Source organism: Kribbella sp. NPDC055071 (assembly GCF_053608045.1).
This window is the reverse complement of sequence record NZ_JBSGUS010000019.1, coordinates 88,850-107,575: the sequence shown is the minus strand read 5'-3', so window position 1 is coordinate 107,575 and position 18,726 is coordinate 88,850. Positions and strand designations below refer to the sequence as shown.

The window sequence follows — 18,726 nt, the reverse complement described above, 5'->3', positions numbered from 1 at the left end:
AGGTGTTCTTTTCTCAGCACCGGACAAAGCCGTCCGGGGCACCGACACCACTGCAGAAGGACCGCTGATGCCCGAGACGCTCGAAACCCCCGCTATGCACCGCCGGGTGCGGGTCTGGTTCGGCGCTCACCCGATCGCGGACCACACCGCCGGCGCGGAGCAGGCAGCACAGTACGAGGAAGCCATGCGGCGGCGCTTCGCCTCCTGCCGGGTGACCAGCGAGCCAGTGCTCGCCGACACCCTGAGCGGCGGCCGCGGCGACACCATGGTGGAGCCAGGGCGATGACCACCCGGCCGACGCTGCTCGGGTACGTACGGGCCGACGCGCTGAGCTGCGCGGAGGAGCTGGCCGCGGCGACGGATTCACTCGTCGCCTTCGCCACGGCCGAGGGGTTCACCCTCGGCACCGTCTACACCGAGCGCGATGCGGCCGAGTCCGCGGCATTCCACGCACTGCTCGAGGAAGTGAAGCGGTCCGACGTCCGGGCGGTCGTCGTACCGACGATGAACCACCTCGGGGCGGTCGGTACCCCGGCGGCGCTGGGTCAGCTGGAGCTGTACCAGGCCCAGAAAGTTGCCCAGAAAGTTGCGCAGACAACTCCATAGACAAGCGGAGCTGACGTCTTGACCCCTGCATCGGCGTCGGTTCCGCTCTCCACCTCCACAGCTGCACCGGGAATGCCCGGGCGGTAGTGGACCACCAAGGCCCCACCGGCTGCTACCGGTGGGGCTTTGTCGTTTGGTGGGTCAGCCCACCAAGTCAGGGGTTTGTGACCCGGAACCTGGGTCACAAACCCCCGATCTGGTGGGCTGGCCAGGCAAATTGGGTGGTGATGGCCTGGCGTGGGGGTCGGGTCAGGCGACTATTTTGTAGCCGTAGCGTTTCATTACGGCGGCTACTGAGGTGTTGAAGATGCCGGTGACCTCTAGCTTGAAGTGGAGCTGGACGGCGCGGATCACTCGCTGGAAGTGCAGGTGCTTCGAGACCCCCGCCGCTGGGACGGTTTCGGCCTTGGTGATCGCGCCGACCTTCGGGTGGGCCGCCCAGGCGATCACCCGGGCCCGATCGGCTCCCCACACCCCGGTCATCACGTCATGGGTCCGCGCGTACGCCATCGCGGCCAGCGAGATGGTCGAGTCCGGCACGGGCTCCTTCGGCGGATGCCCCTTCAGGTACAGCTCCCAGGTCATCCCGTAGAACCCGGCCGGCCCGTCGTCCTTGCCGCGGTTGGCCAGCCCGTTCCGCTTGTGGTGGTACTCGACGACCTGCGTCGCCGCACCCCGGGACAGATCCTTGTCGCCGACCGCGATCGCGTGCACGTGATACGGCCAGTTGCCCTGCGACGGCGTCCGCAGCCAGGCGGCGAACCCGACCTTCCGCAGCGCCGTCACCACCGCGACCCGCTGCGCGGCGCTCTTGGTCCGGACGTCGATGTCGACCGCCCCGCCCCCGTCATGGGTGCCGGACGACGCCTCCACCCCGCCCTTGTTGTACGAGCCTTGCAGGATCGCGAACTTCGAGTGGTAGATCCCCTCGGCCGCCTCCACCATCGCGACGGTCCGCTGGTTCATCGTCCAGCCCCGCCACGAGATCCTTGCCTCAGGCATCTTCTTCCCCGATCGCCCGGGCTGCCCCGAAGCCCGCCGCGAGGATCGCGTCCGCGTCCTCCGCAGCCCCCAGCGCCTCCAGCTCGTCCAGGTCGGCGTCGGTCAGTTCGTCGTCGAACACTTCCGGCATTGCGCGTCCTTCCCCCTTGACGTCCGCGTGCTCCCCTTGGCACGCGAAATCGCCGTCCAGCGTAAGACGCCCGCAGGCCATGGGTCGAGGGACTTCTGGGCATCCAAGGTTCGGGGAACGTAAGGTTTTCTGTTCGTCCCGCGCGCCGGGGGGTGTGGGATCGGCGTGAGTGGGGTACCTCTAGGTGGTCCCGCGGTTCGGTCAAAGCCATTCGGGCATGGGTGGTGTTCACCGAGCCGCGAGTTCTCCCACTGAGGGGCGGGAGAACGACCGGTCCGGCGGGCGCATCTCTCCCAGGATGCGCTCGCCGAGCTCGGTGCCTCGGCCGCCGGGCCGCTACAGGGCCGACGCCACGAACAGGTAGCGGTTCAAGCTGAAGAAGTAGCCGGCCCCGAGCCCGCGCAGATCATCGGCCCACGCCTGCGCCTCGTCCGCGGTGATGCCACCATGACCGGGCACGAACCGGGCCACGATGTCGATCAGACCCGCGCTGTACGTGCGATCGTCGTACCCTGTGTTGAGGATCGGCACGACCTGCTGATGGGTCAGCGTGAAACCGGACTTGTCCAGTACGTCGGCCATCGTCCGGGGCAGATGCGGATCGACCAGATGGTCCTCGAACGCCGTCAGCACCCGCGCCATCCGCGCGTCGTCGCTCGACCGCCACACCACCGATCCCCAGTCGGTGTCGAGCAGGACGACGCGACCCGCGGGCCGCAGCACCCGTCGTACCTCGTCCAGGGCGCCCGCCACGTCGTCGACGTACTCGAAGACCTGCGTGGACACGACCACGTCGAAACTCTCGATCGGATGCGGGATCCGCGCGACTGTCGCCGCCTCGAGCTCGATTCCGGGCCCGTCCGGTCCGTCGGCGCGCGTACTCGCGATGGCCAGCATGCTGTCGCTGATGTCGATCCCGCAGATCCGCCCGGTCGTCCCGACCTCGGCGGCCATCTCCGCCGCCAGCAACCCGGGCCCGACGCCGACGTCCAGCACCCGGTCACCCGGCCGCAAGGCGAGCGCTGCCCGGACCACCCGCCGCTGCTCGACCACGTCCGGTGTCGTGTACATCGCCTCGATCTGTCGCGACACCTCCGGGTCGAACTGCAACCCGTCCGTCTCGACCTCGCCCAGCTCAACTTCTCCGCCCATGCCCACATCATGGTCCGCCATCCCTCATACCGGGAGGGCATTTGGAAATCCGGGCGCGCTGCCCCGGGTTGCCCCGCTACCGTCGCAGGGTGATCGAGCTGCCCGAGACGTTCCTCCGGATGCCCCGCTGGTGGACCGAAGGGCGGGCGTGGCTGGCGTCACTGCCCCAGGCCGTCGACGATCAGTGCCGCCGCTGGAACCTCACCATCGACGGCCCGGTCGTGCACGGGTCGAACGCGATCGTCGTTCCGGTTGTCCAGGACGACCTGGCGCTCGTACTGCGGATGTCGCTGCCCGGAGACGAGATCACGCAGCAGGCCCGTGCGCTGACATGGTGGGACGGCCGCGGGATGGCCATCCTGTACGACGCCGACGTAGCAGCCGGGGCGATGTTGCTCGAGCGGTTGTCGACGCCGCTGTCGACCCGGCCGATCGACGAGGTGATCGCCGTACTCGGGCAGCTGATGCGCAGGCTCGCCGTGCCCGGACCGGACGACGCGCGCTCGACCGACGAGATCGTGCGGACGCGATCGGCCGAGCTGGAGCCACAGTGGGAGCGGCTCGCCCGGCCGTTCGACGCCGCGATCCTGCGCGAGGCCCTGGACGTCGCCCCGACCGAGACCACGTCGACGGCCGCGGTCAACGGCGACTTCCACTCCGCTCAGGTACTCGCGGGGCACCGGGAGGCGTGGTTGACCGTCGACCCGCTGCTGTACCGCGGCGATATCGAGTTCGACCTCGGTCGCGTCCTGTGGTGGGACCTCGACAAGATGGCCGACATCGTCCCGTACTTCGAGCTGGCGGTCCGCGAAGCCGGTCTGGACCGGGACCGGGCGCGCGACTGGGTGATCTGGCGAACGGTCGACTACTGGCTGTACGGCTTGGACGCCGGCCTGACCGAGGATCCGGTCCGTTGCGCCCGCCTGATCAAGGCCCTCTCAGGCTGAAGAAGCCTTGTAAATGAAGCGGCTGCGCATCATCCGGGGCGTGTCGGCCGCGTTGGGTGCGATCGAGTGCAGGATCCACGGATGGGTCAGGAACACGTCACCGGCCTGACCGGTGAGCTCAACCACGCGAACCGGCAGACCGTCGACGTCGGCCGGCTCCATCGGGTCTACCGACCGCTCCTCCGAGGTCAGGTTGCGGAACCACGGATCCGACCGCAGTACGGCGTCCCGCACAGCCTTGAACTCCCGCTCAGCGGCGGTGGTCAAGAACCGCTCGATCACCTTGTGCGAGCCCGCGACCTGCGGTGTCCCGCCGCCACCCGGGACGAGGTCGCCGATCAGCGCCCAGAGCTTCACGGCCTCGGGCGGCTCCTCGTAGCCCACGTCGGTGTGCCACTGGCGATGCGGCACCGCCCACGGCACACCCTCCGGCATCGTGACGAGGACCTGCCCTTGATGCCGAGGCTCGATCCACTGGCCGAGCAGCCCGTCGAGCGCCGATCGCACCCGCGGTCCCATCGCGGCGAGCGCCCCGCGGGACGACTTGGTGGTCTTCAGCCCGACCGGCCGCAGCGTCGTCCAGGTCGACCGGTCGTTGCGATCCATCCCGTGCCGGGCGGACAGCTCCTTCCACAACACCTCCCGCATCCGCGCGGCGTCCTCGGTGGAGAAGGCGGCCGGGAGCTTCACGATCCCGTCCCGCTCAAAGATCTTCAGCTCTTCGTCGGTGAGCATGCCCTCCATGCTGCGCCCGGCCGCCGCTCACCTCCACCGAATTAACAGCCCCTGCCCACCCCCCGTTCTCTTTCCTTCCTTGACCTAGCACCCCCTGCCTGCCGGCAGCTTCCCCTCCAGCAGGTACGTCGAGATCGCGTCCCGTGCGCACTCCGAGTTCAGGAACGCCGTGTGCCCGTAGGTGTTCTTCGCGACGAACAGCTTGCTGTTGTCGATCTGCCGCGCGAGGCTCTTGGCACCGGTCAGCGGCGTCGACGGGTCGTTCGACGTCGAGGTGATCAGGATCGGCGGCACGCCGTGCACCGGCGTCGGCTTCCACGCGTTGCTCGGCGGGATCGGCCAGCCGGAGCAAGCGGCCGCGGTCGCCCATCCCTCGACCGCCGCACCGACGCGGGGTGCGACCACGTTCGCGAGTGCGAGCCGTGCGCGGGCGTCGGCGTACCCCTTGATCTCGCCGGGCAGATCCATGCACGAGACGGCGGTGTACGTGGTCTCGGGATCGCCGACGTAGCTCGCCGCGGCGAAGTCGCTGCCGTCACCCTTCGCGGCCTTGGCCAGCGCGGTCGCGAGGTCGGCGAAGTTGTTGCCGAACAAGGCCAGCGACGGCAGCATCGACGGCAACGCCATCCGGAGCGTGTCCCCGCTCACCGGCCCGTTGGGCCCGGTCAGCGGAGTCTTGTCGGCCTTGCGGACCGTCGCGTCCCAGAGTGCGCCGACGTCCTGCCCGTGCAGTGCGCACGAGGCGTCCTGGTCACACCAGGCGATGAAGCGGTTGAAGCCGCCTTCCATCTGCTTCGCCTCGTCGAGCATCAGCTTCGTCGAGCCCTGCGCGTGATCGAGAATCCCGTCGAGCACCATCCGCCCGACCCGCCGCGGGAACAGTTGCGCATAGGTCGTGCCCAGGTAGGATCCGTACGAGATGCCGAGGTAGTTGAGCTTCTGCTCGCCCAGCCCCGCCCGAATCGCGTCCATGTCCCGGGCCGCGGTCCGGGTGTCGAGGTTGCGCATCAGCTCGCCGTGCTGCTTGATGCACTGCAGACCGGTGGCACGGCTGGACGCGACCATCGCGTCGTACTGCGCCTTGGTCTTCGGGAACACGGGTACGCCGGGGCGCAGGTTCGGACCGCAGTCCAGCGAGCTGCTGTTGCCGGTGCCCCGCGGGTCGAAGCTCACCAGGTCGTAGCGATCCCGGAACTGCGGCGCGAACAGATCGGCCAGACCGTTGGCGAACAGCGTGCCGCCGGCTCCACCCGGACCGCCAGGGTTGAAGAACAACGCACCGAGCTTGTGCGCCTGATCCTTGGCCGGGACCTTCGAGACGAAGATCGTCGTCGTCTTACCGGTCGGTTTCGACCAGTCGAGCGGCACGGTCAGATTGGCGCAAAGCTCGACCGCGTCGGGTTTGCAGGGCGCCCAGTCGAGGCCGGCGGCAGTCGCGGTCGCCGTACTCGCGGGCGCCGCCGCGAACACCAGGGCCCCCACAACCGTTGTCACAGTCAACGATTTCCACATGGGGACCAATCTAGGCCGGAGTCAGTGCTCCGGGGCGAAATCGTGGAAGCCGATGAGCTTCTGGATCTTTCGGTCCTCGGTGAGGACCACGATGTCGGTCCCTCCGGCCACGGGTTCCTGCCCTTCCGCCTGCAGGAACCAGGTCCAGCGCAAATAGGTGTGGTGCTCGTCGATGTCGCCGACGCGGACGAAGGACAGGCCGGGGAACATCTGCTGCGCGGCGCCGATCAGCTTGTTCAGCTCGTCGTGACCGTTGGTCTCGAAGCTCGGGTCGACGAAGGTGGCGTGCTCGGTCCAGGTGCCGGCGATCAGCTCGGCGCGGCGGTCGGCGTCGGTGGTGTTCCACAGCGCGAAGTACTGGTCGGCGAGAGCGTTGGCGTTCATGGTGTCTCCTCCTCGGAGTGTTGATGCCGAGAACCTTGCCGCCGCAGGCCGAATCTGGTCGATGACGTCGGAGGTAATGGCGTTGTCTACGGCAGCGGTTACGGTCGGACCATGGCAGCGACGATCGAGGAGACGTTCCAGCGTCCTGTGGGTGAGCTTCTGCGCGGTTGGCGGGAGCGTCGCCGGCTGAGCCAGTTGGAGCTGGCGAACCGGGTCGACGTGTCCACCCGGCACGTGAGCTTCGTCGAGACCGGGCGGTCCCGGCCGAGTCGCGAGATGGTGCTGCGGCTGGCGGAGCATCTCGACGTACCGCTGCGCGATCGCAATCAACTGCTGCTGGCCGGCGGATTCGCGCCTGTCTACAGCGAGGCGTCGCTGCACTCACCCGCGATGCTCGCGGTCCGGGCCGCGCTGCGACGGCTGCTCAAGGCCCACGAACCGTATCCAGCGTTGGTGGTCGACCGCTGGTGGAACGTCGTCGAGGCGAACGCCGGCCTTCGGCTCTTCACCGACGACGTCGACGAAAAGTTGCTTCAGGCACCGATCAACGCGCTCCGGCTGACCCTGCACCCGGACGGCCTGGCCCGCCGGATCGCCAACCTCGCCGAGGTCCGCGCCAGCGCCCTCGCCGGCCTGCAACGCCAGGCCGCCGCCACTGCCGACCCCGAGCTCCAGGACCTGTACGACGAACTCCGCGCGTACGCCGTGGACGACGCACCGACCCACCCCGGGCCGGCCGAGGTCGTCGTACCGTTCCGGCTGACACACAACGGGAACGAGCTCTCGCTGCTCACCACGATCGCCACCTTCGGCACCCCGCTCGACGTCACCGTCTCCGAGCTGATGATCGAGTCCTTCTATCCCGCCGACGACCGAACCACCGAGTACCTCAGGGAGTTGGGATGAATCCGGCGCGCGAGACCGCCGACACGATCGAGCTGCATCTGCAATATCTCGACCGGTATCGCGGGATCATCGAGACGAAGTTGTCCGGACTGGACGAGGCCGGCTTGCGGACGAGCCCACTGCCATCAGGGTGGACGCCGCTGGAGTTGCTGAAGCATCTGGTGTTCATGGAGCGGCGCTGGCTGCGCTGGGGATTCGCCGGCGAACAGGTCGACGAGCCGTGGGGTGATTCGGGCGGCGACCCGGATGGAGCCTGGTCGGTGCGCGAGGACGAGACGCTCGCGGACTTGCTCGGTCGGCTGCACGCAGGCGGTGCGATCACGCGGCAGTTGGTGACCGGAGCCGACCCGGCCGCGCTAGGTGCGGTCGGTGGACGGTTCGGGGCGGACGACCGCCCGACGCTGAACTGGATTCTCTTCCACGTGTTGGAGGAGTACGCGCGACATGCCGGGCACCTGGACGTCGTCCGGGAACTGACCGATGGGGTCACCGGCGAGTAGGGCAGGGGGGGTGACCTACTCGCCGGTGGTCGCGTTCCTTACCGGATCGAGGAGGGATGACCGGTGGGGAACGCGGTGGGGAAGCTCGGCGTGGGGATGCCGGGCTTCGTCGGAATGGTCGGCTTGGTCGTCGGGAAGGACGGCTGCTGGTGCTGCTTGCCCGGGTCGACGGTGATCGTGACGCCACCGGAGACCTTCACCGTCGGGACGGCCGGCTTCGGCGCGGACGGCTTGACCGTCGGCAGCGACGGCTTGGCCGGCAGGGACGGCAGCGACGGCTTCGGGCCCGGCGCGGTCGGCTTGTCGGTCGGTACGCCGTGCACACAGTCGGGCAGCGCGGTCGGGACCGGCTCGACCGGCACGTTCGGCAGCTTCGTCGACGGCAGGCTCGGCTTACCCGTCGGCAGCGAAGGCTTGGCCGGGAGGGACGGCTTCGTCGGGAGCGACGGCTTGGTTGTCGGCAGCGTCGGCTTGCCCGGCAGCGTCGGCTTGGTCGTCGGGAAGCTGGGCTTGGACGGCAGCGTGGGCTTCGTGGTCGGGAAGGTCGGCTTCCCCGGCAGGCTCGGGTGACCCGACGGCAGCGACGGCCTACTGGTCGGGATCGACGGCTTACCCGGCAGGTTCGGCGTGCTCGGCAGGTTGGGCTTGCCAGGCAACGACGGGTGGAAGGTCGGCACGCTGCCCGGCAGGTTGGGCTTGCCAGGCAACGACGGCTTCGTCGTCGGCAGGCTGTTCGGGTCGATTGTCTTGTTCACCGAGACGGTCACCTTCGGCAGCGCCGGCTTGCCGGGCACCTTCGGCAGGCACGTCGGGTCGACCGACGGCTTCGGAACCGACGGGACCACGGTCGGCACCGGTGGCTTGCCACCGCCGGACAGCAAGTCCTTCACGGGGGCAGGTCCCCCGACCGCGGCGGACACCGTCGCAACGGTCCCGGCCAGGGCGGTGACACCCGCCGCCGCCAGTCCACGGCGAACCCAGGTCAACCGCGTGCCGCGCCGCATCAGGTCGGCACTGTCGGGCTGCCACGGCTCCAGGTCGTACGCGAGAGCGTTTCGTAGGCGCTGCTCGTCACTCATCAGTTTCCTCCAACTCCGGTATCGATCAGGTCGGGTGCCAGACGCAGCTTGGCCAGCGCCCGGGAGGCCGTGCTCTTGACGGTCCCGGGTGCCATGCCGAGCAGTTCGGCGGTCTCGGCCTCGGAGAGATCCTGCGAGTAGCGCAGCGCGACCACGGCTCTCTCCCGGACGGTGAGACCAGACAGGGCCGAGAGCACGGCCTCCCTGGTCTGCACCTCCCCGGCGAAGTCCGCCACCGCTCGCTGGTCCCAATCGTTCTGCACCGGATCGCTGGGTACTTCGTTGTTCCAGCGCCGGCGGGCCTGGGAGAGGAATCGGTTGACCAGCACCCGTCGTACGTAGCGCAACGGGTCACCGCTCAGCCGGTGCCATTTCGGATAGGACCGCATCAACGCTTGCTGCACCAGGTCCTCGGCGGTGTGCCGATCGCCGCACAGCATCTCCGCGAAGCGGAGCAAGGGGGTCGACTGCGCCAACACGAAGCGCTCGAAATCGGCGTCCGCGGTCCGAGTCATCGAATCTCCTCTGCCTCTGTCACACCGGTCCAAACCCGTTGAGTGACCGATCGGGTTCTGTCCGGAAAGGAGAAATTAATTCACGGGCTATACATAGGCAGTGTTTGTTTGTCACATTGGGTGCACACAGCCTCACCGCCCCGGAGGTTCCACCCATGCGTATCAGTCGTCCTGCCGCGCTCGCCGCCTGTCTGGCCGTGACCGCCGCGATCTTTACCGCAACCTTGCCCAGCACCGCCGCCGTGCCGGATCCGGTCGCGATCTCTGCCGTCGCCGACTCGAGCAACGTCAAGCTCGAGGGAACCCGGATCATCCTCGGCGACGCTCCCGCCGCGATCGGGTCGACCGAGATCAGGCAACGCTCGGGTCTGGCCGAGCTCGCCCCGGTCCACTTCGGCTCCGCCACCTCAGCTGTCGTGGTCGGCTACACAGCCGGTACGCCGGACAGTTCGTCGGCGGAAGTCGACGTACGGGCGTGGGTCAACGACAGGTGGTCCGAGTGGACCGCAGTCACGGCCGGTACGCCGACGGCACTCGCCGGCGCCACCGACCAGGTCCAGCTGCGAATCATCATCAGTGCCCCGCCCGCCGGCGCGAACCCATGGGTCGGCGACCTGACCGTCCAGCCCACCGACAAGGCGGACCCGAGCCGGATGACCGTCCAGGCCGCGCCGCTGAAGTCCCGCGTCTTCGCCACCCGCGAGGGCCTGGTCGGCGGTACGACGGCCAACGGCCACGTGATCGTGAGCCGCGATCACTTCGTCGCCCTGCCGTCACGCCGCGGACTGTCCGGGAACGGGTCCGGTACGTACTCGGTCAAGGTCTGTACGGCGTCGCGGTGTGCGTTCGAGCCGGTGTGGGACGTCGGCCCGTGGAACACCAAGGACGACTACTGGAACCCGAGTGCCACCCGGGAGATGTGGAAGGATCTACCGCAGGGCAAGCCTGAGGCGCAGGCGGCGTACCAGGACGGGTACAACGGCCGGAAGGACCAGTTCGGCCGGACGGTCGCGAACCCGGCCGGGATCGACCTGGCCGACGGGACGTTCTGGGACGCGCTGGGGATGTCGGACAACGGCTTCGTGGACGTCACCTACCTGTGGACCGGCGACGGTGGCCGTGGCACGGTCTCGATTTCGTCCGGCTACCTGAACCTGCGGAACTCGGCGAGCTCCTCCGGCGCGGTCGTCGGGATGGCCGGCAAGTCGGCGCAGGTGACGGTCGAGTGCCAGACCACCGGCCAGAGCGTGACGGGATCGCAGGGCACGAGCAACGTCTGGCTCCGGGTGAACGCCGGCATGTACGCCGCCAAGGCGTGGATTGCCGCGGGCACCTTCGCCGCCTGCTGAACCGGCCACTGCGATCTCCAGGCCATCACAATCACGCGCTCCGCGGGATCCGCTGCGGCGAGCCGCGCGGAGCGGCCGATTGTGATGGCCTGGGGATCGGGCTACTTACCGATCGGGCTTGGCGTCGGTGGCATCGGCGTCTGTCGCGGCGCCTTCGTCGGCGGGCGAGTCGGCGCCGGCTGCGGCGTCGGCGGACGGCTCGGCGTCGCCGTCGGCGGCCGCATCGTCGGCGGAACGCTCGGGGTCTGCCGCGGAGTCGGGTACGGCTGCGGCGTCGGCGGCACGGTCGCCGGGCCCGGCCGGCTGCACTCGTCGGTTGGCGGGGCCGGATGCGGCACTGACGGCGAGGCGGACGGCGCGACCGGGGTCGCGGTCGCGGTCGGCACCTTCCTCGGCTGTTGCGGAGTCGCCGGCAGCGGTTGCGTCGCCGTCGGCGGGACGTTCGGCTCGTAGCAGGTGGGCGTCTGCCGCGGCGTGGGGGCCGGCACCGGCGTCGGTCCGTCCGCGCTCCGGGTCGGCGTGTCCGTCGGCGCAGGCCGTGGGGTCTGGGCAACTGACGGCGTCGCGACCGGACCGCCACGGACCGCTGCGTCGGCCGCCGAGCCCCCGCTGCGGGCAATCGCCGTACCGGCCACCGCGACGCCGATCACCGCCGCGGCCGCGAGCCCACTCAGCACCAGCCGGGTGACTCGCCGATTCCGGCCTGCTTCGTTCATTGTTGCCCTCCGCACCTATTTGACGTTCGGTCGGGCTGAAGGACGCAGGCTTGTGCACAAAAGGTTCTGCCTGAGCAGAACTTTGCTCAGCGCGGCGTGCTGGGAACGCTGGTCGGCGGGTTGGGGACCTTGTCCGGCGTGTTCTTGGACACTGACTGAGGGATCGGCGGATCGGGCGTGCCGGTAGGCGGAGCCGACGGGCCGACCCGAGGAGACGGAGTGCGGGGATCCGCCGGCGGCGGCACCGGGGTCTGATTGGTCGTCGGAGTCGGCCGCAGCGGAGTCGGTGTCGGCGTCTGTGTCGGCGTCTGTGTCGGCGTCTGTGTCGGCGTCTGTGTCGGCGTCGGTGTCGGCGTCTGGGTCGGCCTCTCCGTCGGCGCTGTGGGAATTCTCGGGACCGGCTCGCTGGGCGCGGGCGGACCGGGCTGGGCCGGCTGAGGTACGTCACCCCGGAGCTGATTGCTCCCCACGATTCCTGCCGCCGCGACCACAGCAACCGCCGCGGAGGCCACCAGCGCTGTGGCCACGCCACGGACCTTCCGGCGGCGGCGCGCCCCCGCGATGACCCGATGCGGGTCGAGCGGCGCGATGGCGTCGTCCGGCGCCAACGCGACGCGGATCTCTTCCTCGGTCACCGACCGGTGTTCGTCGTTCATGCTCTCTCCCCCACACCGCTCAGCTCCGGCGCGGACCGCAGTTTGTCCAGGGCTCGCGCGTTCGCGCTCTTCACCGTGCCGAGCGCCACCCCGAGAACCGCGGCCGTCTGTCGCTCGGTCAGATCCTCGACATACCGCAGTACGACGACCGCCCGCTCCCGACGGGTCAACGTCGCGAGCGCCGCACCCATCGCCATCCGCTGATGAACCCGGCCCGACTCGTCGGCCTGCGTCCGCTCGAAGTAGAGGTCCAGCTCGGCTGCGTCGCCGCTAGGCCGTTCCCGCCACGGCCGTCGTCGTACCCAGGACAGGTGCTGGTTGACCACGGCCTGCCGGACGTACCCGAAGGGGTCGGCCATCTCGATCCGGTCCCACCGCAGGTACGCCTTCTCCAACGCGGTCTGCACAAGATCCTCGGCCAAACCGGTGTCGCCGCACAACATGCGCGCGAAGTGCAGCAACCGTCCCGACCTGGCCAGCACAAACGCCGTGAAGTCGTCGTCACGACTCCCCGCTTCCGCCATTCGCTCTCCGTCCGCAGCCCTCATCACTCAGGACGCGGTGACCCGGCAAAAGGTTCTGCCGAGGTCAGGATCGATCGGTCGGCGCCGCCGCGACCGGGTCGGCCGGGACTGAGGTGGGCGCTGAGGTTGAGGCTGAGGTTGAGGCTGGGATCGCGCCGGCGAAGCGTGCGAGCGGTACGGCGTCGGCGGCCAGCCGGACCCGGTTGCGACCGGCGGCCTTCGCCGCATACATGGCCCGGTCGGCGCGGAGCAGCAGGTCGTCGACGGTGCTGCCGTCGGACGGGAAGATCGACACACCGATCGACACGGTCAGACGGAACGTATCCGGGTCCAGATCGGGCTCGTCCAGTACGCCGGCGCACATCGCGGCCAAGGGGCTCGCGGCCACCGCGTTGCGGAGCCGGTCGGCGGTCACGGTCGCCTCGTCGATCCCGGTGTCGGGCAGCGCGATCACGAACTCCTCGCCGCCGAACCGGCCGATCACGTCCTTCGCCCGGATCGCACTACGCAGAATCGTCGCCACCGCGCGGAGTGCCTCGTCGCCGACCAGATGCCCGTACCGATCGTTGACCACCTTGAAGTGGTCGATGTCGATCAGCAGCACCGCCATCGGCTCGCGCTGGGTCCGCGAGGTCCGCAACATCTCCTCGGTACGGCGACGCCACCAGTCGACTCTGGTCAGGCTGGTCTTCGGATCCGTCTGTGCCTCGGACTCCAGTTGGCCGAGCAGCAAGGCCCGCTGCGCGGTGAGAGTGATCGGGATGGCCACGAACGCGAACCACGGGCTGATCAGGCAGGCCGCGGCGAGCAGGCAGCCGAGGGTCGCGGCGGTCACATCCGTCAGCACGTCGTCCAGGCCGCCGACCGCCTCCCGCCGGCTGCTGCCGGGAATGATCAGCGAGATCGCCAGCCCACACAGGAGGGTGTCGGTCACGACGTACGTCAGCGCGCCGGCCACCATCGAGACGGCCAGGCCGAGCCCGCTGTCGCCGGTGAGCTCGCGGGCCGAAACGAAGACCGCATGCGCGGCGCCGACCGCGAGCACGCAGACCGCGGTCGAGAAGGCCCACCGGTACGGGATGCACTTGCCGGCGCGGATCCGCCACCAGATCCGGAGCAGAACCGCGACCAGGATCGCCAGCGCCGGGTGCAGGATGATCGCGGCCGCGATCATCCAGGCCGGGGCGAGGTCCTTGTGCAGCGCGCCACCACGGCGACGCCGGTTCTCCACCCGGCGGGCGCCTTCGACCGAGATCAGCGCCGACGCGGTCAGCGCGAAGACGACGTCCAGTCCGCGCCAGCTCGGCAGCTCGGTGAAGACCTGAACGCAGGATCCGATCGCGGCCAGGTCGACCAGCACCACGAGAGCGAACGCCGGGACCGTCAAAGTCCACAGCGCCCAGGAACGGACCGCTCGCCTACTCTGCGCAACCATCCGTACCACAGTACGACGAGTAAGCGTCTCGTCCCAATCCGCGACGGCATGCCGACCGATGACGAGTTGGAAACGATCGACAACGGCCGCCGGATTCAGTCGTTTGATCAACGATCAATCGGGCTCCCCCGCAGGTTTTCCCTTGCGCAGCAGGGAGAACCCGCAGTTCTCGGAAAAGAAGAACACAGGAGAGGAGAAGAGAAAGAGAGATCCTCAGCGACGCTTGCGGGCCGCTCCGAACAGTCCTCGGACGATCTCCCGGCCGGCCGAGCGGGCGAACTGCTTGAACGCCGACGACCCCACCACCTGCTCGACCATCGACTTCTCCTGCTTCTGCGCCCGCGGCCTCGGCTCGGGCGCGGAGGGCGCCTGCTGCTTCTCGGCCTCGGCCTGCTCGGCCCCCGCCTGCACCGCCGCTGCGAGCTTCTCGTACGCGGACTCCCGGTCGATCACCGCGGTGTACTTCGCGTTGTTCGGCGATGCCTGGACCGACGCCGTCAGCTGCTCCGCGGACGCGGGCGCCATCAGCGACTGCGGCGCCCGCAGCCGGGTCCACGCCACCGGCGTCGGCGCGCCCTTCTCGTTCATCACGGTCACGATCGCCTCGCCGATCCCGAGCTGCGTCAGCACCTCACCCAGGTCGTACGACGAAGTCGGGAACGTCGACACCGTTGCCTTCAGCGCCTTCGCGTCGTTCGGCGTGTGCGCCCGCAGCTGGTGCTGCACCCGCGAACCGAGCTGCGCGAGGACGTCGTCCGGCACGTCCTTCGGCGTCTGGGTCACGAAGAAGACGCCGACACCCTTCGACCGGATCAGCCGGACGGTCTGCGCGATCGAGTCCAGGAACGCCTTCGAGGCGTCGTTGAACAGCAGGTGCGCCTCGTCGAAGAAGAACACCAGCTTCGGCTTGTCCACGTCGCCGACCTCGGGCAGGTCGTGGAACAGGTCGGCCAGCAACCACATCAGGAACGTCGAGAACAGCGCCGGCCGGTCCTGCAGGTTCGGCAGCTCGAGCAGCGAGATGAGGCCCTTGCCGTCGCGCTGCTGCATCAGGTCCGCGGTGTCGAACTCGGGCTCCCCGAAGAACGCCTCGGCGCCCTGGTCGGCGAATCCGATCAACGACCGCAGGATCACCCCGGCGGTCGCGGCGGACAGCCCGCCGAGCTCCTTCAGGTCGTCCTTGCCCTCGTCGGAGGTGAGGTGCTGGATGACTGCGCGGAGGTCCTTCAGGTCGAGCAACATCAGCCCGGCCTTGTCCGCGTAGTGGAAGATCAGCCCGAGCGAGGACTCCTGGACCTCGTTCAGCCCGAGCACCTTCGACAACAGCACCGGCCCGAACGACGTGATCGTGGCCCGGACCGGAATCCCGGTGCCCTGCCCGCCGAGCGCGTAGAACTCGGTCGGGAAGCCGGACGCGGTCCAGTCCTGGCCGATCGACTTGGTCCGCGCCAGCAGCTTGTCGTTGCCCTCACCCGGCTGCGAGACACCGGACAGGTCGCCCTTGATGTCGGCGGCGAACACCGCCACGCCGGCCGCGGACAGCTGCTCGGCCATCAACTGCAGCGTCTTCGTCTTCCCGGTACCGGTGGCGCCGGCGACCAGGCCGTGCCGGTTCACCATCGCGAGTGGGATCCGGACCGCAGCCTCCGGTTTCGGCTCGCCGTCGACCAGCAGCGCACCGAGCTCGATCGCCGCCCCTTCGAACGCGTAGCCCTGCTTGACGGTCTCGACGACGTCGCCTGTCTCAGCCATGGCCGCATGCTATTACCTCACGTTCCTACAACCTGGGTATGACGTCGCACTCATCCGAAAGGTTGACTCTTTGTTCCGGACTGTTCCGGTGACGTTTATGACCTCTCGCTGGACCTTCGACCCCGCTAGACTTCGGGGGGTGATCTTCAAGCGCGTCGGGGAGGAACGGCCGTACCCGGACCACGGGCTCAAGCCGAAGGACTGGTCTGCTCTGCCGCCACGGCAGGTGCGGCTGGACCAGCTCGTCACGACCAAGGGCACCCTCGACCTGAACGCGCTGCTCGACGAGGACTCCACCTTCTACGGCGACCTGTTCGCGCACGTCGTGGAGTGGAAGGGCGAGATGTTCCTCGAGGACGGTCTGCACCGCGCCCTCCGGGCGGCGCTGCAGCAGCGCCTGGTCCTGCATGCCCGGGTCTTGGTCGTGGACTGACCACATGCTTGCTCACGGGGGGTTGAGCCGATGACCGCGATCCATCCGCAGCCGCGGCCGCACTCGCGGATCCAGTGGCGTACGCCGATCACGATGGTGATCCTGCTGGCGATCCTGGTCGGCGGTGGCTGGTGGGGCTGGAAGTCCCTGATCGACAGCAGCGCCGAGCCGACCTGCGTCGAGCAGAAGCTGCCGAACAACCGACTCCTGCCGAAGAACGTCGTGGTGAACGTCTACAACGGCGGCGCCAAGGCCGGCTCGGCGGCCCGGGTCGCGGAGGCGCTGAAGCAGCGCGGGTTCAACATCCGCAAGGTCTCGACCGAGCCCAACGGCGACAAGATCGACATCGTCTCGGTCCGCGGCAGCGCCGACAACTCCCCCGAGCTCCTGCTCATCGCCGGCCAGCTGAACCAAAAGGCCCTGACGGTAGGCGACGGCCGCACCGACCACACCGTGGACCTCGTCATCGGCGCCGGCTTCACCTCGGTCCGCCGCAAAGGCGCCCCCTCGGTAGCCGTCCCCGCCAACACCCTCGTCTGCCTCCCCGTGGTCCACCCCACCCAACCCATCCCCAAGGGCCAAAACCCCAACTAGCCAGACAGGTTGCTGGGTCCTGACAGACGAGCAAATTGCCTGGTCTACCCATCAAATCGGGGGTTCGTGACCCTGATAACGGGTCCGGAACCCCCGATTTAGTGGGTATGCCAGGCAAATGGGACTTCAGGAATGGGCTGCTGCAGCGCGGAGTCGCGGCGCTTGGGCGGCCGTGAGGTAGTTCAGAACTCACCCTCCGGCAAACCTGGTTCAGAGCTGTTCGCGGCCTCGTTCGCCGAACCAGCCGGCTAGGCGGCCGGCTCGGGAGACGGCTCGGAGACGTCGGACTGTGGGTTCGCGGAGGGGGCTGGGGGCGACGACCAGGAGTGAGTCGCCGGCACGGAGGACGGTTCGGCGGTCGGGGACGAAGGCTCGGTCGCCGCGGATGACGAGAGAGACCGACACGCCCGCCGGGAGGCGGAGCTCGGCGATCTCGACGCCGGCCAGGCGGGACTCGCTGGGGACGTGGACCTGGAGCATGTCCGCGCCCAGGGATTCGAGCGGCGCCACGTCGATGTCGACCTCGTGAGCGGCGTTCTCGTCGAGGACCTTGAGCCGGCGCGCAAGCCAGGGCAGGGATGGGCCTTGGAGCAGCGTGAAGAGCAGGACGAGCACGAAGACCACGTCGAAGATCCGGTCGGCCTGCGGCACGCCCTCGGCGAGCGGGATGGTCGCGAGCACGATCGGCACCGCACCCCTCAGCCCGGCCCAGGCGATGAAGGTCTGCTCGTTCCAGGGCAGCCGGAACGGCGCCGCCGACAGCGCGACCGACGCGAACCGCCCAACGACCGTGACCGCGATCCCGATCACGAGAGCGACCAGTACGTCGTTCAGCCGGAACCGCCCCGGCGACGCGAGCAGCCCGAGCATCACGAACAATCCGATCTGCGCGAGCCACGCGATCCCGTCCACGAACGACCGGGTCGCGACTCGATGCGGTAGCTCGGCCCGTCCGAGCACCAACGACGTCACGTAGACGGCCGCGAACCCGGACACGTGCAGCAGGACCGAGCCTCCGGCGTACGAAATGATCGCCAGCGACAGGACCGCGAGCGGGTACAGGCCGGCCGAGCCGAGCGCCATCCGGCGGATCAGGCCGACGCTGAGCCAGCCGATCACGAGCCCGAACAGCGCGCCCACCACGAGCTCGTAGAGCACCAGGCCGGAGAAGTACAGCAGGCCCTTCTCGCCGACCTCGCCGGTGCTGACCAGCGTGACCAGCAGCACGGTCGGCGCGTCGTTCAGCCCGGACTCCGCCTCGAGCGCACCCCGCAACCGTGGTCTGACCGGGACCCGCCGAAGCACCGAGAACACCGCGGCCGCGTCCGTCGGCGACGTCACCGCCCCCAGCAGCACGGAGATCTGCCAGTCCAACCCCAGGATGTAGTGCGCCACACACGCCACCACACCAACGCTGACCGCGACCCCGACGGTGGCCAGTACGACGCCCAGCGGCATGACGGGACGTACTTCGTTCCACCTGGTGGTGAGACCGCCCTCGGTCAGGATCACCACCAGCGCGGCGAACCCGAGCGCATGCGCCAGCTGCGCGTCCTCGAAATGGATGTGCCCCGGCCCCGACTCGCCGAGCACGAGCCCCATCCCGAGGTAGATCAGCAGCGAGGGCAGCCCGAGACGCCCCGACAGCCGCACGGCCACCACAGCGACCAGCAACACCGCGGCTCCGGCCAGCAGGATCCGATCAAGCTCCGTCACGTCCATGGTGGGGCCCTCTCGTCGCGAGCAAGGGTCCAGAGAGACGAAAACCCTGACGCATCACACAGCATCAGGGTTTCCGG

The 18,726-nt window shown here is 68.9% G+C and carries 22 protein-coding genes; 8 read left to right on the top strand and 14 right to left on the bottom strand.

The features are described from left to right. Window positions 1-67: 67 nt before the first annotated feature. Together ACWF4Z_RS28680 and ACWF4Z_RS28675 are read left to right on the top strand one after the other, a co-directional pair. Window positions 68-286, top strand: coding sequence for a hypothetical protein (locus ACWF4Z_RS28680; RefSeq protein ID WP_452246264.1), 219 nt, complete (start codon window positions 68-70; stop codon window positions 284-286). Then, entirely contained in the window at window positions 283-606 is a 324-nt protein-coding gene (locus ACWF4Z_RS28675) for a hypothetical protein (protein ID WP_452246263.1), read from the top strand. The genes ACWF4Z_RS28680 and ACWF4Z_RS28675 overlap by 4 nt, the downstream gene beginning before the upstream one ends. Window positions 607-855: 249 nt before the next feature. Here ACWF4Z_RS28675 and ACWF4Z_RS28670 read toward each other — a convergent pair whose 3' ends face one another. The 3 genes from ACWF4Z_RS28670 to ACWF4Z_RS28660 all read right to left on the bottom strand — a co-directional run bounded on the left by ACWF4Z_RS28670 (window position 856) and on the right by ACWF4Z_RS28660 (window position 2,890). Further along, window positions 856-1,608: a hypothetical protein gene (locus ACWF4Z_RS28670; RefSeq protein ID WP_452246262.1), complete on the bottom strand. Its 753-nt coding sequence runs from the start codon at window positions 1,606-1,608 to the stop codon at window positions 856-858. Continuing rightward, window positions 1,601-1,738: a hypothetical protein gene (locus ACWF4Z_RS28665; RefSeq protein ID WP_452246261.1), complete on the bottom strand. Its 138-nt coding sequence runs from the start codon at window positions 1,736-1,738 to the stop codon at window positions 1,601-1,603. The genes ACWF4Z_RS28670 and ACWF4Z_RS28665 overlap by 8 nt, the downstream gene beginning before the upstream one ends. Window positions 1,739-2,074: 336 nt before the next feature. Further along, window positions 2,075-2,890, bottom strand: a complete 816-nt coding sequence (locus tag ACWF4Z_RS28660; RefSeq protein WP_452246260.1) for a methyltransferase domain-containing protein — start codon at window positions 2,888-2,890, stop codon at window positions 2,075-2,077. An 89-nt stretch (window positions 2,891-2,979) separates the two neighbouring features. Between ACWF4Z_RS28660 and ACWF4Z_RS28655 the strand changes: the two genes are divergently transcribed. Continuing rightward, window positions 2,980-3,837, top strand: a complete 858-nt coding sequence (locus ACWF4Z_RS28655) for an aminoglycoside phosphotransferase family protein (RefSeq protein WP_452246259.1) — start codon at window positions 2,980-2,982, stop codon at window positions 3,835-3,837. Here the strand turns inward: ACWF4Z_RS28655 and ACWF4Z_RS28650 are convergent. From ACWF4Z_RS28650 to ACWF4Z_RS28640, 3 genes are all read right to left on the bottom strand, one after another. After that, entirely contained in the window at window positions 3,829-4,572 is a 744-nt protein-coding gene (locus ACWF4Z_RS28650; RefSeq protein ID WP_452246258.1) for a phytanoyl-CoA dioxygenase family protein, read from the bottom strand. The genes ACWF4Z_RS28655 and ACWF4Z_RS28650 overlap by 9 nt on opposite strands. 84 nt (window positions 4,573-4,656) lie before the next feature. Further along, the gene (locus ACWF4Z_RS28645; RefSeq protein WP_452246257.1) at window positions 4,657-6,084 is read right to left on the bottom strand and encodes an alpha/beta hydrolase; all 1,428 of its coding nucleotides are present in this window, start codon (window positions 6,082-6,084) and stop codon (window positions 4,657-4,659) included. A 21-nt stretch (window positions 6,085-6,105) separates the two neighbouring features. After that, window positions 6,106-6,468 (bottom strand): nuclear transport factor 2 family protein, encoded by a 363-nt coding sequence (locus ACWF4Z_RS28640; RefSeq protein WP_452246256.1) that lies wholly within the window; start codon window positions 6,466-6,468, stop codon window positions 6,106-6,108. A gap of 111 nt (window positions 6,469-6,579) precedes the next feature. Here ACWF4Z_RS28640 and ACWF4Z_RS28635 point away from each other — a divergent pair, with 111 nt between their 5' ends. After that, entirely contained in the window at window positions 6,580-7,374 is a 795-nt protein-coding gene (locus ACWF4Z_RS28635; RefSeq protein WP_452246255.1) for a helix-turn-helix domain-containing protein, read from the top strand. Beyond that, the gene (locus ACWF4Z_RS28630; RefSeq protein WP_452246254.1) at window positions 7,371-7,874 is read left to right on the top strand and encodes a DinB family protein; all 504 of its coding nucleotides are present in this window, start codon (window positions 7,371-7,373) and stop codon (window positions 7,872-7,874) included. Before ACWF4Z_RS28635 ends, ACWF4Z_RS28630 begins: the two co-directional genes overlap by 4 nt. A 38-nt stretch (window positions 7,875-7,912) precedes the next feature. On the opposite strand, the gene ACWF4Z_RS28625 is transcribed toward ACWF4Z_RS28630, so the two are convergent. Both ACWF4Z_RS28625 and ACWF4Z_RS28620 read right to left on the bottom strand, forming a co-directional pair. Next, complete coding sequence (locus tag ACWF4Z_RS28625) at window positions 7,913-8,953, bottom strand: hypothetical protein (RefSeq protein WP_452246253.1); 1,041 nt, start codon at window positions 8,951-8,953, stop codon at window positions 7,913-7,915. Continuing rightward, on the bottom strand, window positions 8,953-9,468 hold the full coding sequence (locus ACWF4Z_RS28620) for a SigE family RNA polymerase sigma factor (protein ID WP_452246252.1): 516 nt from the start codon (window positions 9,466-9,468) through the stop codon (window positions 8,953-8,955). Before ACWF4Z_RS28620 ends, ACWF4Z_RS28625 begins: the two co-directional genes overlap by 1 nt. A 155-nt stretch (window positions 9,469-9,623) precedes the next feature. Between ACWF4Z_RS28620 and ACWF4Z_RS28615 the strand changes: the two genes are divergently transcribed. Further along, window positions 9,624-10,817, top strand: coding sequence for a hypothetical protein (locus ACWF4Z_RS28615; protein WP_452246251.1), 1,194 nt, complete (start codon window positions 9,624-9,626; stop codon window positions 10,815-10,817). A gap of 101 nt (window positions 10,818-10,918) precedes the next feature. On the opposite strand, the gene ACWF4Z_RS28610 is transcribed toward ACWF4Z_RS28615, so the two are convergent. The 5 genes from ACWF4Z_RS28610 to ACWF4Z_RS28590 all read right to left on the bottom strand — a co-directional run bounded on the left by ACWF4Z_RS28610 (window position 10,919) and on the right by ACWF4Z_RS28590 (window position 15,900). Further along, complete coding sequence (locus ACWF4Z_RS28610) at window positions 10,919-11,533, bottom strand: hypothetical protein (protein ID WP_452246250.1); 615 nt, start codon at window positions 11,531-11,533, stop codon at window positions 10,919-10,921. Window positions 11,534-11,619: 86 nt separating this feature from the next. Next, window positions 11,620-12,189 (bottom strand): hypothetical protein, encoded by a 570-nt coding sequence (locus tag ACWF4Z_RS28605; protein WP_452246249.1) that lies wholly within the window; start codon window positions 12,187-12,189, stop codon window positions 11,620-11,622. Beyond that, window positions 12,186-12,713 carry a SigE family RNA polymerase sigma factor gene (locus ACWF4Z_RS28600; RefSeq protein WP_452246248.1) on the bottom strand — a complete coding sequence of 176 codons (528 nt, stop codon included), beginning with the start codon at window positions 12,711-12,713 and terminating at the stop codon, window positions 12,186-12,188. The genes ACWF4Z_RS28605 and ACWF4Z_RS28600 overlap by 4 nt, the downstream gene beginning before the upstream one ends. Window positions 12,714-12,777: 64 nt before the next feature. Beyond that, complete coding sequence (locus tag ACWF4Z_RS28595) at window positions 12,778-14,148, bottom strand: diguanylate cyclase (protein ID WP_452246247.1); 1,371 nt, start codon at window positions 14,146-14,148, stop codon at window positions 12,778-12,780. Between the two features lie 213 nt (window positions 14,149-14,361). Beyond that, the gene (locus ACWF4Z_RS28590; protein ID WP_452246246.1) at window positions 14,362-15,900 is read right to left on the bottom strand and encodes a helicase HerA-like domain-containing protein; all 1,539 of its coding nucleotides are present in this window, start codon (window positions 15,898-15,900) and stop codon (window positions 14,362-14,364) included. A 139-nt stretch (window positions 15,901-16,039) separates the two neighbouring features. Here ACWF4Z_RS28590 and ACWF4Z_RS28585 point away from each other — a divergent pair, with 139 nt between their 5' ends. After that, window positions 16,040-16,333 (top strand): type II toxin-antitoxin system VapB family antitoxin, encoded by a 294-nt coding sequence (locus ACWF4Z_RS28585; RefSeq protein ID WP_452246245.1) that lies wholly within the window; start codon window positions 16,040-16,042, stop codon window positions 16,331-16,333. Window positions 16,334-16,363: 30 nt separating this feature from the next. Continuing rightward, window positions 16,364-16,927, top strand: a complete 564-nt coding sequence (locus ACWF4Z_RS28580) for a LytR C-terminal domain-containing protein (RefSeq protein WP_452246244.1) — start codon at window positions 16,364-16,366, stop codon at window positions 16,925-16,927. A gap of 210 nt (window positions 16,928-17,137) precedes the next feature. On the opposite strand, the gene ACWF4Z_RS28575 is transcribed toward ACWF4Z_RS28580, so the two are convergent. Continuing rightward, entirely contained in the window at window positions 17,138-18,649 is a 1,512-nt protein-coding gene (locus tag ACWF4Z_RS28575) for a potassium/proton antiporter (RefSeq protein WP_452246243.1), read from the bottom strand. Window positions 18,650-18,726 lie beyond the last annotated feature (77 nt).

Bases quoted from the DNA above. Each gene is read 5' to 3' on its own strand.
- ACWF4Z_RS28680 (WP_452246264.1), top strand. From the start codon at position 68: ATGCCCGAGACGCTCGAAACCCCCGCTATGCACCGCCGGGTGCGGGTC.
- ACWF4Z_RS28675 (WP_452246263.1), top strand. From the start codon at position 283: ATGACCACCCGGCCGACGCTGCTCGGGTACGTACGGGCCGACGCGCTG.
- ACWF4Z_RS28670 (WP_452246262.1), bottom strand. From the start codon at position 1,608: ATGCCTGAGGCAAGGATCTCGTGGCGGGGCTGGACGATGAACCAGCGG.
- ACWF4Z_RS28665 (WP_452246261.1), bottom strand. From the start codon at position 1,738: ATGCCGGAAGTGTTCGACGACGAACTGACCGACGCCGACCTGGACGAG.
- ACWF4Z_RS28660 (WP_452246260.1), bottom strand. From the start codon at position 2,890: ATGGGCGGAGAAGTTGAGCTGGGCGAGGTCGAGACGGACGGGTTGCAG.
- ACWF4Z_RS28650 (WP_452246258.1), bottom strand. From the start codon at position 4,572: ATGCTCACCGACGAAGAGCTGAAGATCTTTGAGCGGGACGGGATCGTG.
- ACWF4Z_RS28645 (WP_452246257.1), bottom strand. From the start codon at position 6,084: ATGTGGAAATCGTTGACTGTGACAACGGTTGTGGGGGCCCTGGTGTTC.
- ACWF4Z_RS28640 (WP_452246256.1), bottom strand. From the start codon at position 6,468: ATGAACGCCAACGCTCTCGCCGACCAGTACTTCGCGCTGTGGAACACC.
- ACWF4Z_RS28635 (WP_452246255.1), top strand. From the start codon at position 6,580: ATGGCAGCGACGATCGAGGAGACGTTCCAGCGTCCTGTGGGTGAGCTT.
- ACWF4Z_RS28630 (WP_452246254.1), top strand. From the start codon at position 7,371: ATGAATCCGGCGCGCGAGACCGCCGACACGATCGAGCTGCATCTGCAA.
- ACWF4Z_RS28625 (WP_452246253.1), bottom strand. From the start codon at position 8,953: ATGAGTGACGAGCAGCGCCTACGAAACGCTCTCGCGTACGACCTGGAG.
- ACWF4Z_RS28620 (WP_452246252.1), bottom strand. From the start codon at position 9,468: ATGACTCGGACCGCGGACGCCGATTTCGAGCGCTTCGTGTTGGCGCAG.
- ACWF4Z_RS28615 (WP_452246251.1), top strand. From the start codon at position 9,624: ATGCGTATCAGTCGTCCTGCCGCGCTCGCCGCCTGTCTGGCCGTGACC.
- ACWF4Z_RS28610 (WP_452246250.1), bottom strand. From the start codon at position 11,533: ATGAACGAAGCAGGCCGGAATCGGCGAGTCACCCGGCTGGTGCTGAGT.
- ACWF4Z_RS28605 (WP_452246249.1), bottom strand. From the start codon at position 12,189: ATGAACGACGAACACCGGTCGGTGACCGAGGAAGAGATCCGCGTCGCG.
- ACWF4Z_RS28600 (WP_452246248.1), bottom strand. From the start codon at position 12,713: ATGGCGGAAGCGGGGAGTCGTGACGACGACTTCACGGCGTTTGTGCTG.
- ACWF4Z_RS28595 (WP_452246247.1), bottom strand. From the start codon at position 14,148: ATGGTTGCGCAGAGTAGGCGAGCGGTCCGTTCCTGGGCGCTGTGGACT.
- ACWF4Z_RS28590 (WP_452246246.1), bottom strand. From the start codon at position 15,900: ATGGCTGAGACAGGCGACGTCGTCGAGACCGTCAAGCAGGGCTACGCG.
- ACWF4Z_RS28580 (WP_452246244.1), top strand. From the start codon at position 16,364: ATGACCGCGATCCATCCGCAGCCGCGGCCGCACTCGCGGATCCAGTGG.
- ACWF4Z_RS28575 (WP_452246243.1), bottom strand. From the start codon at position 18,649: ATGGACGTGACGGAGCTTGATCGGATCCTGCTGGCCGGAGCCGCGGTG.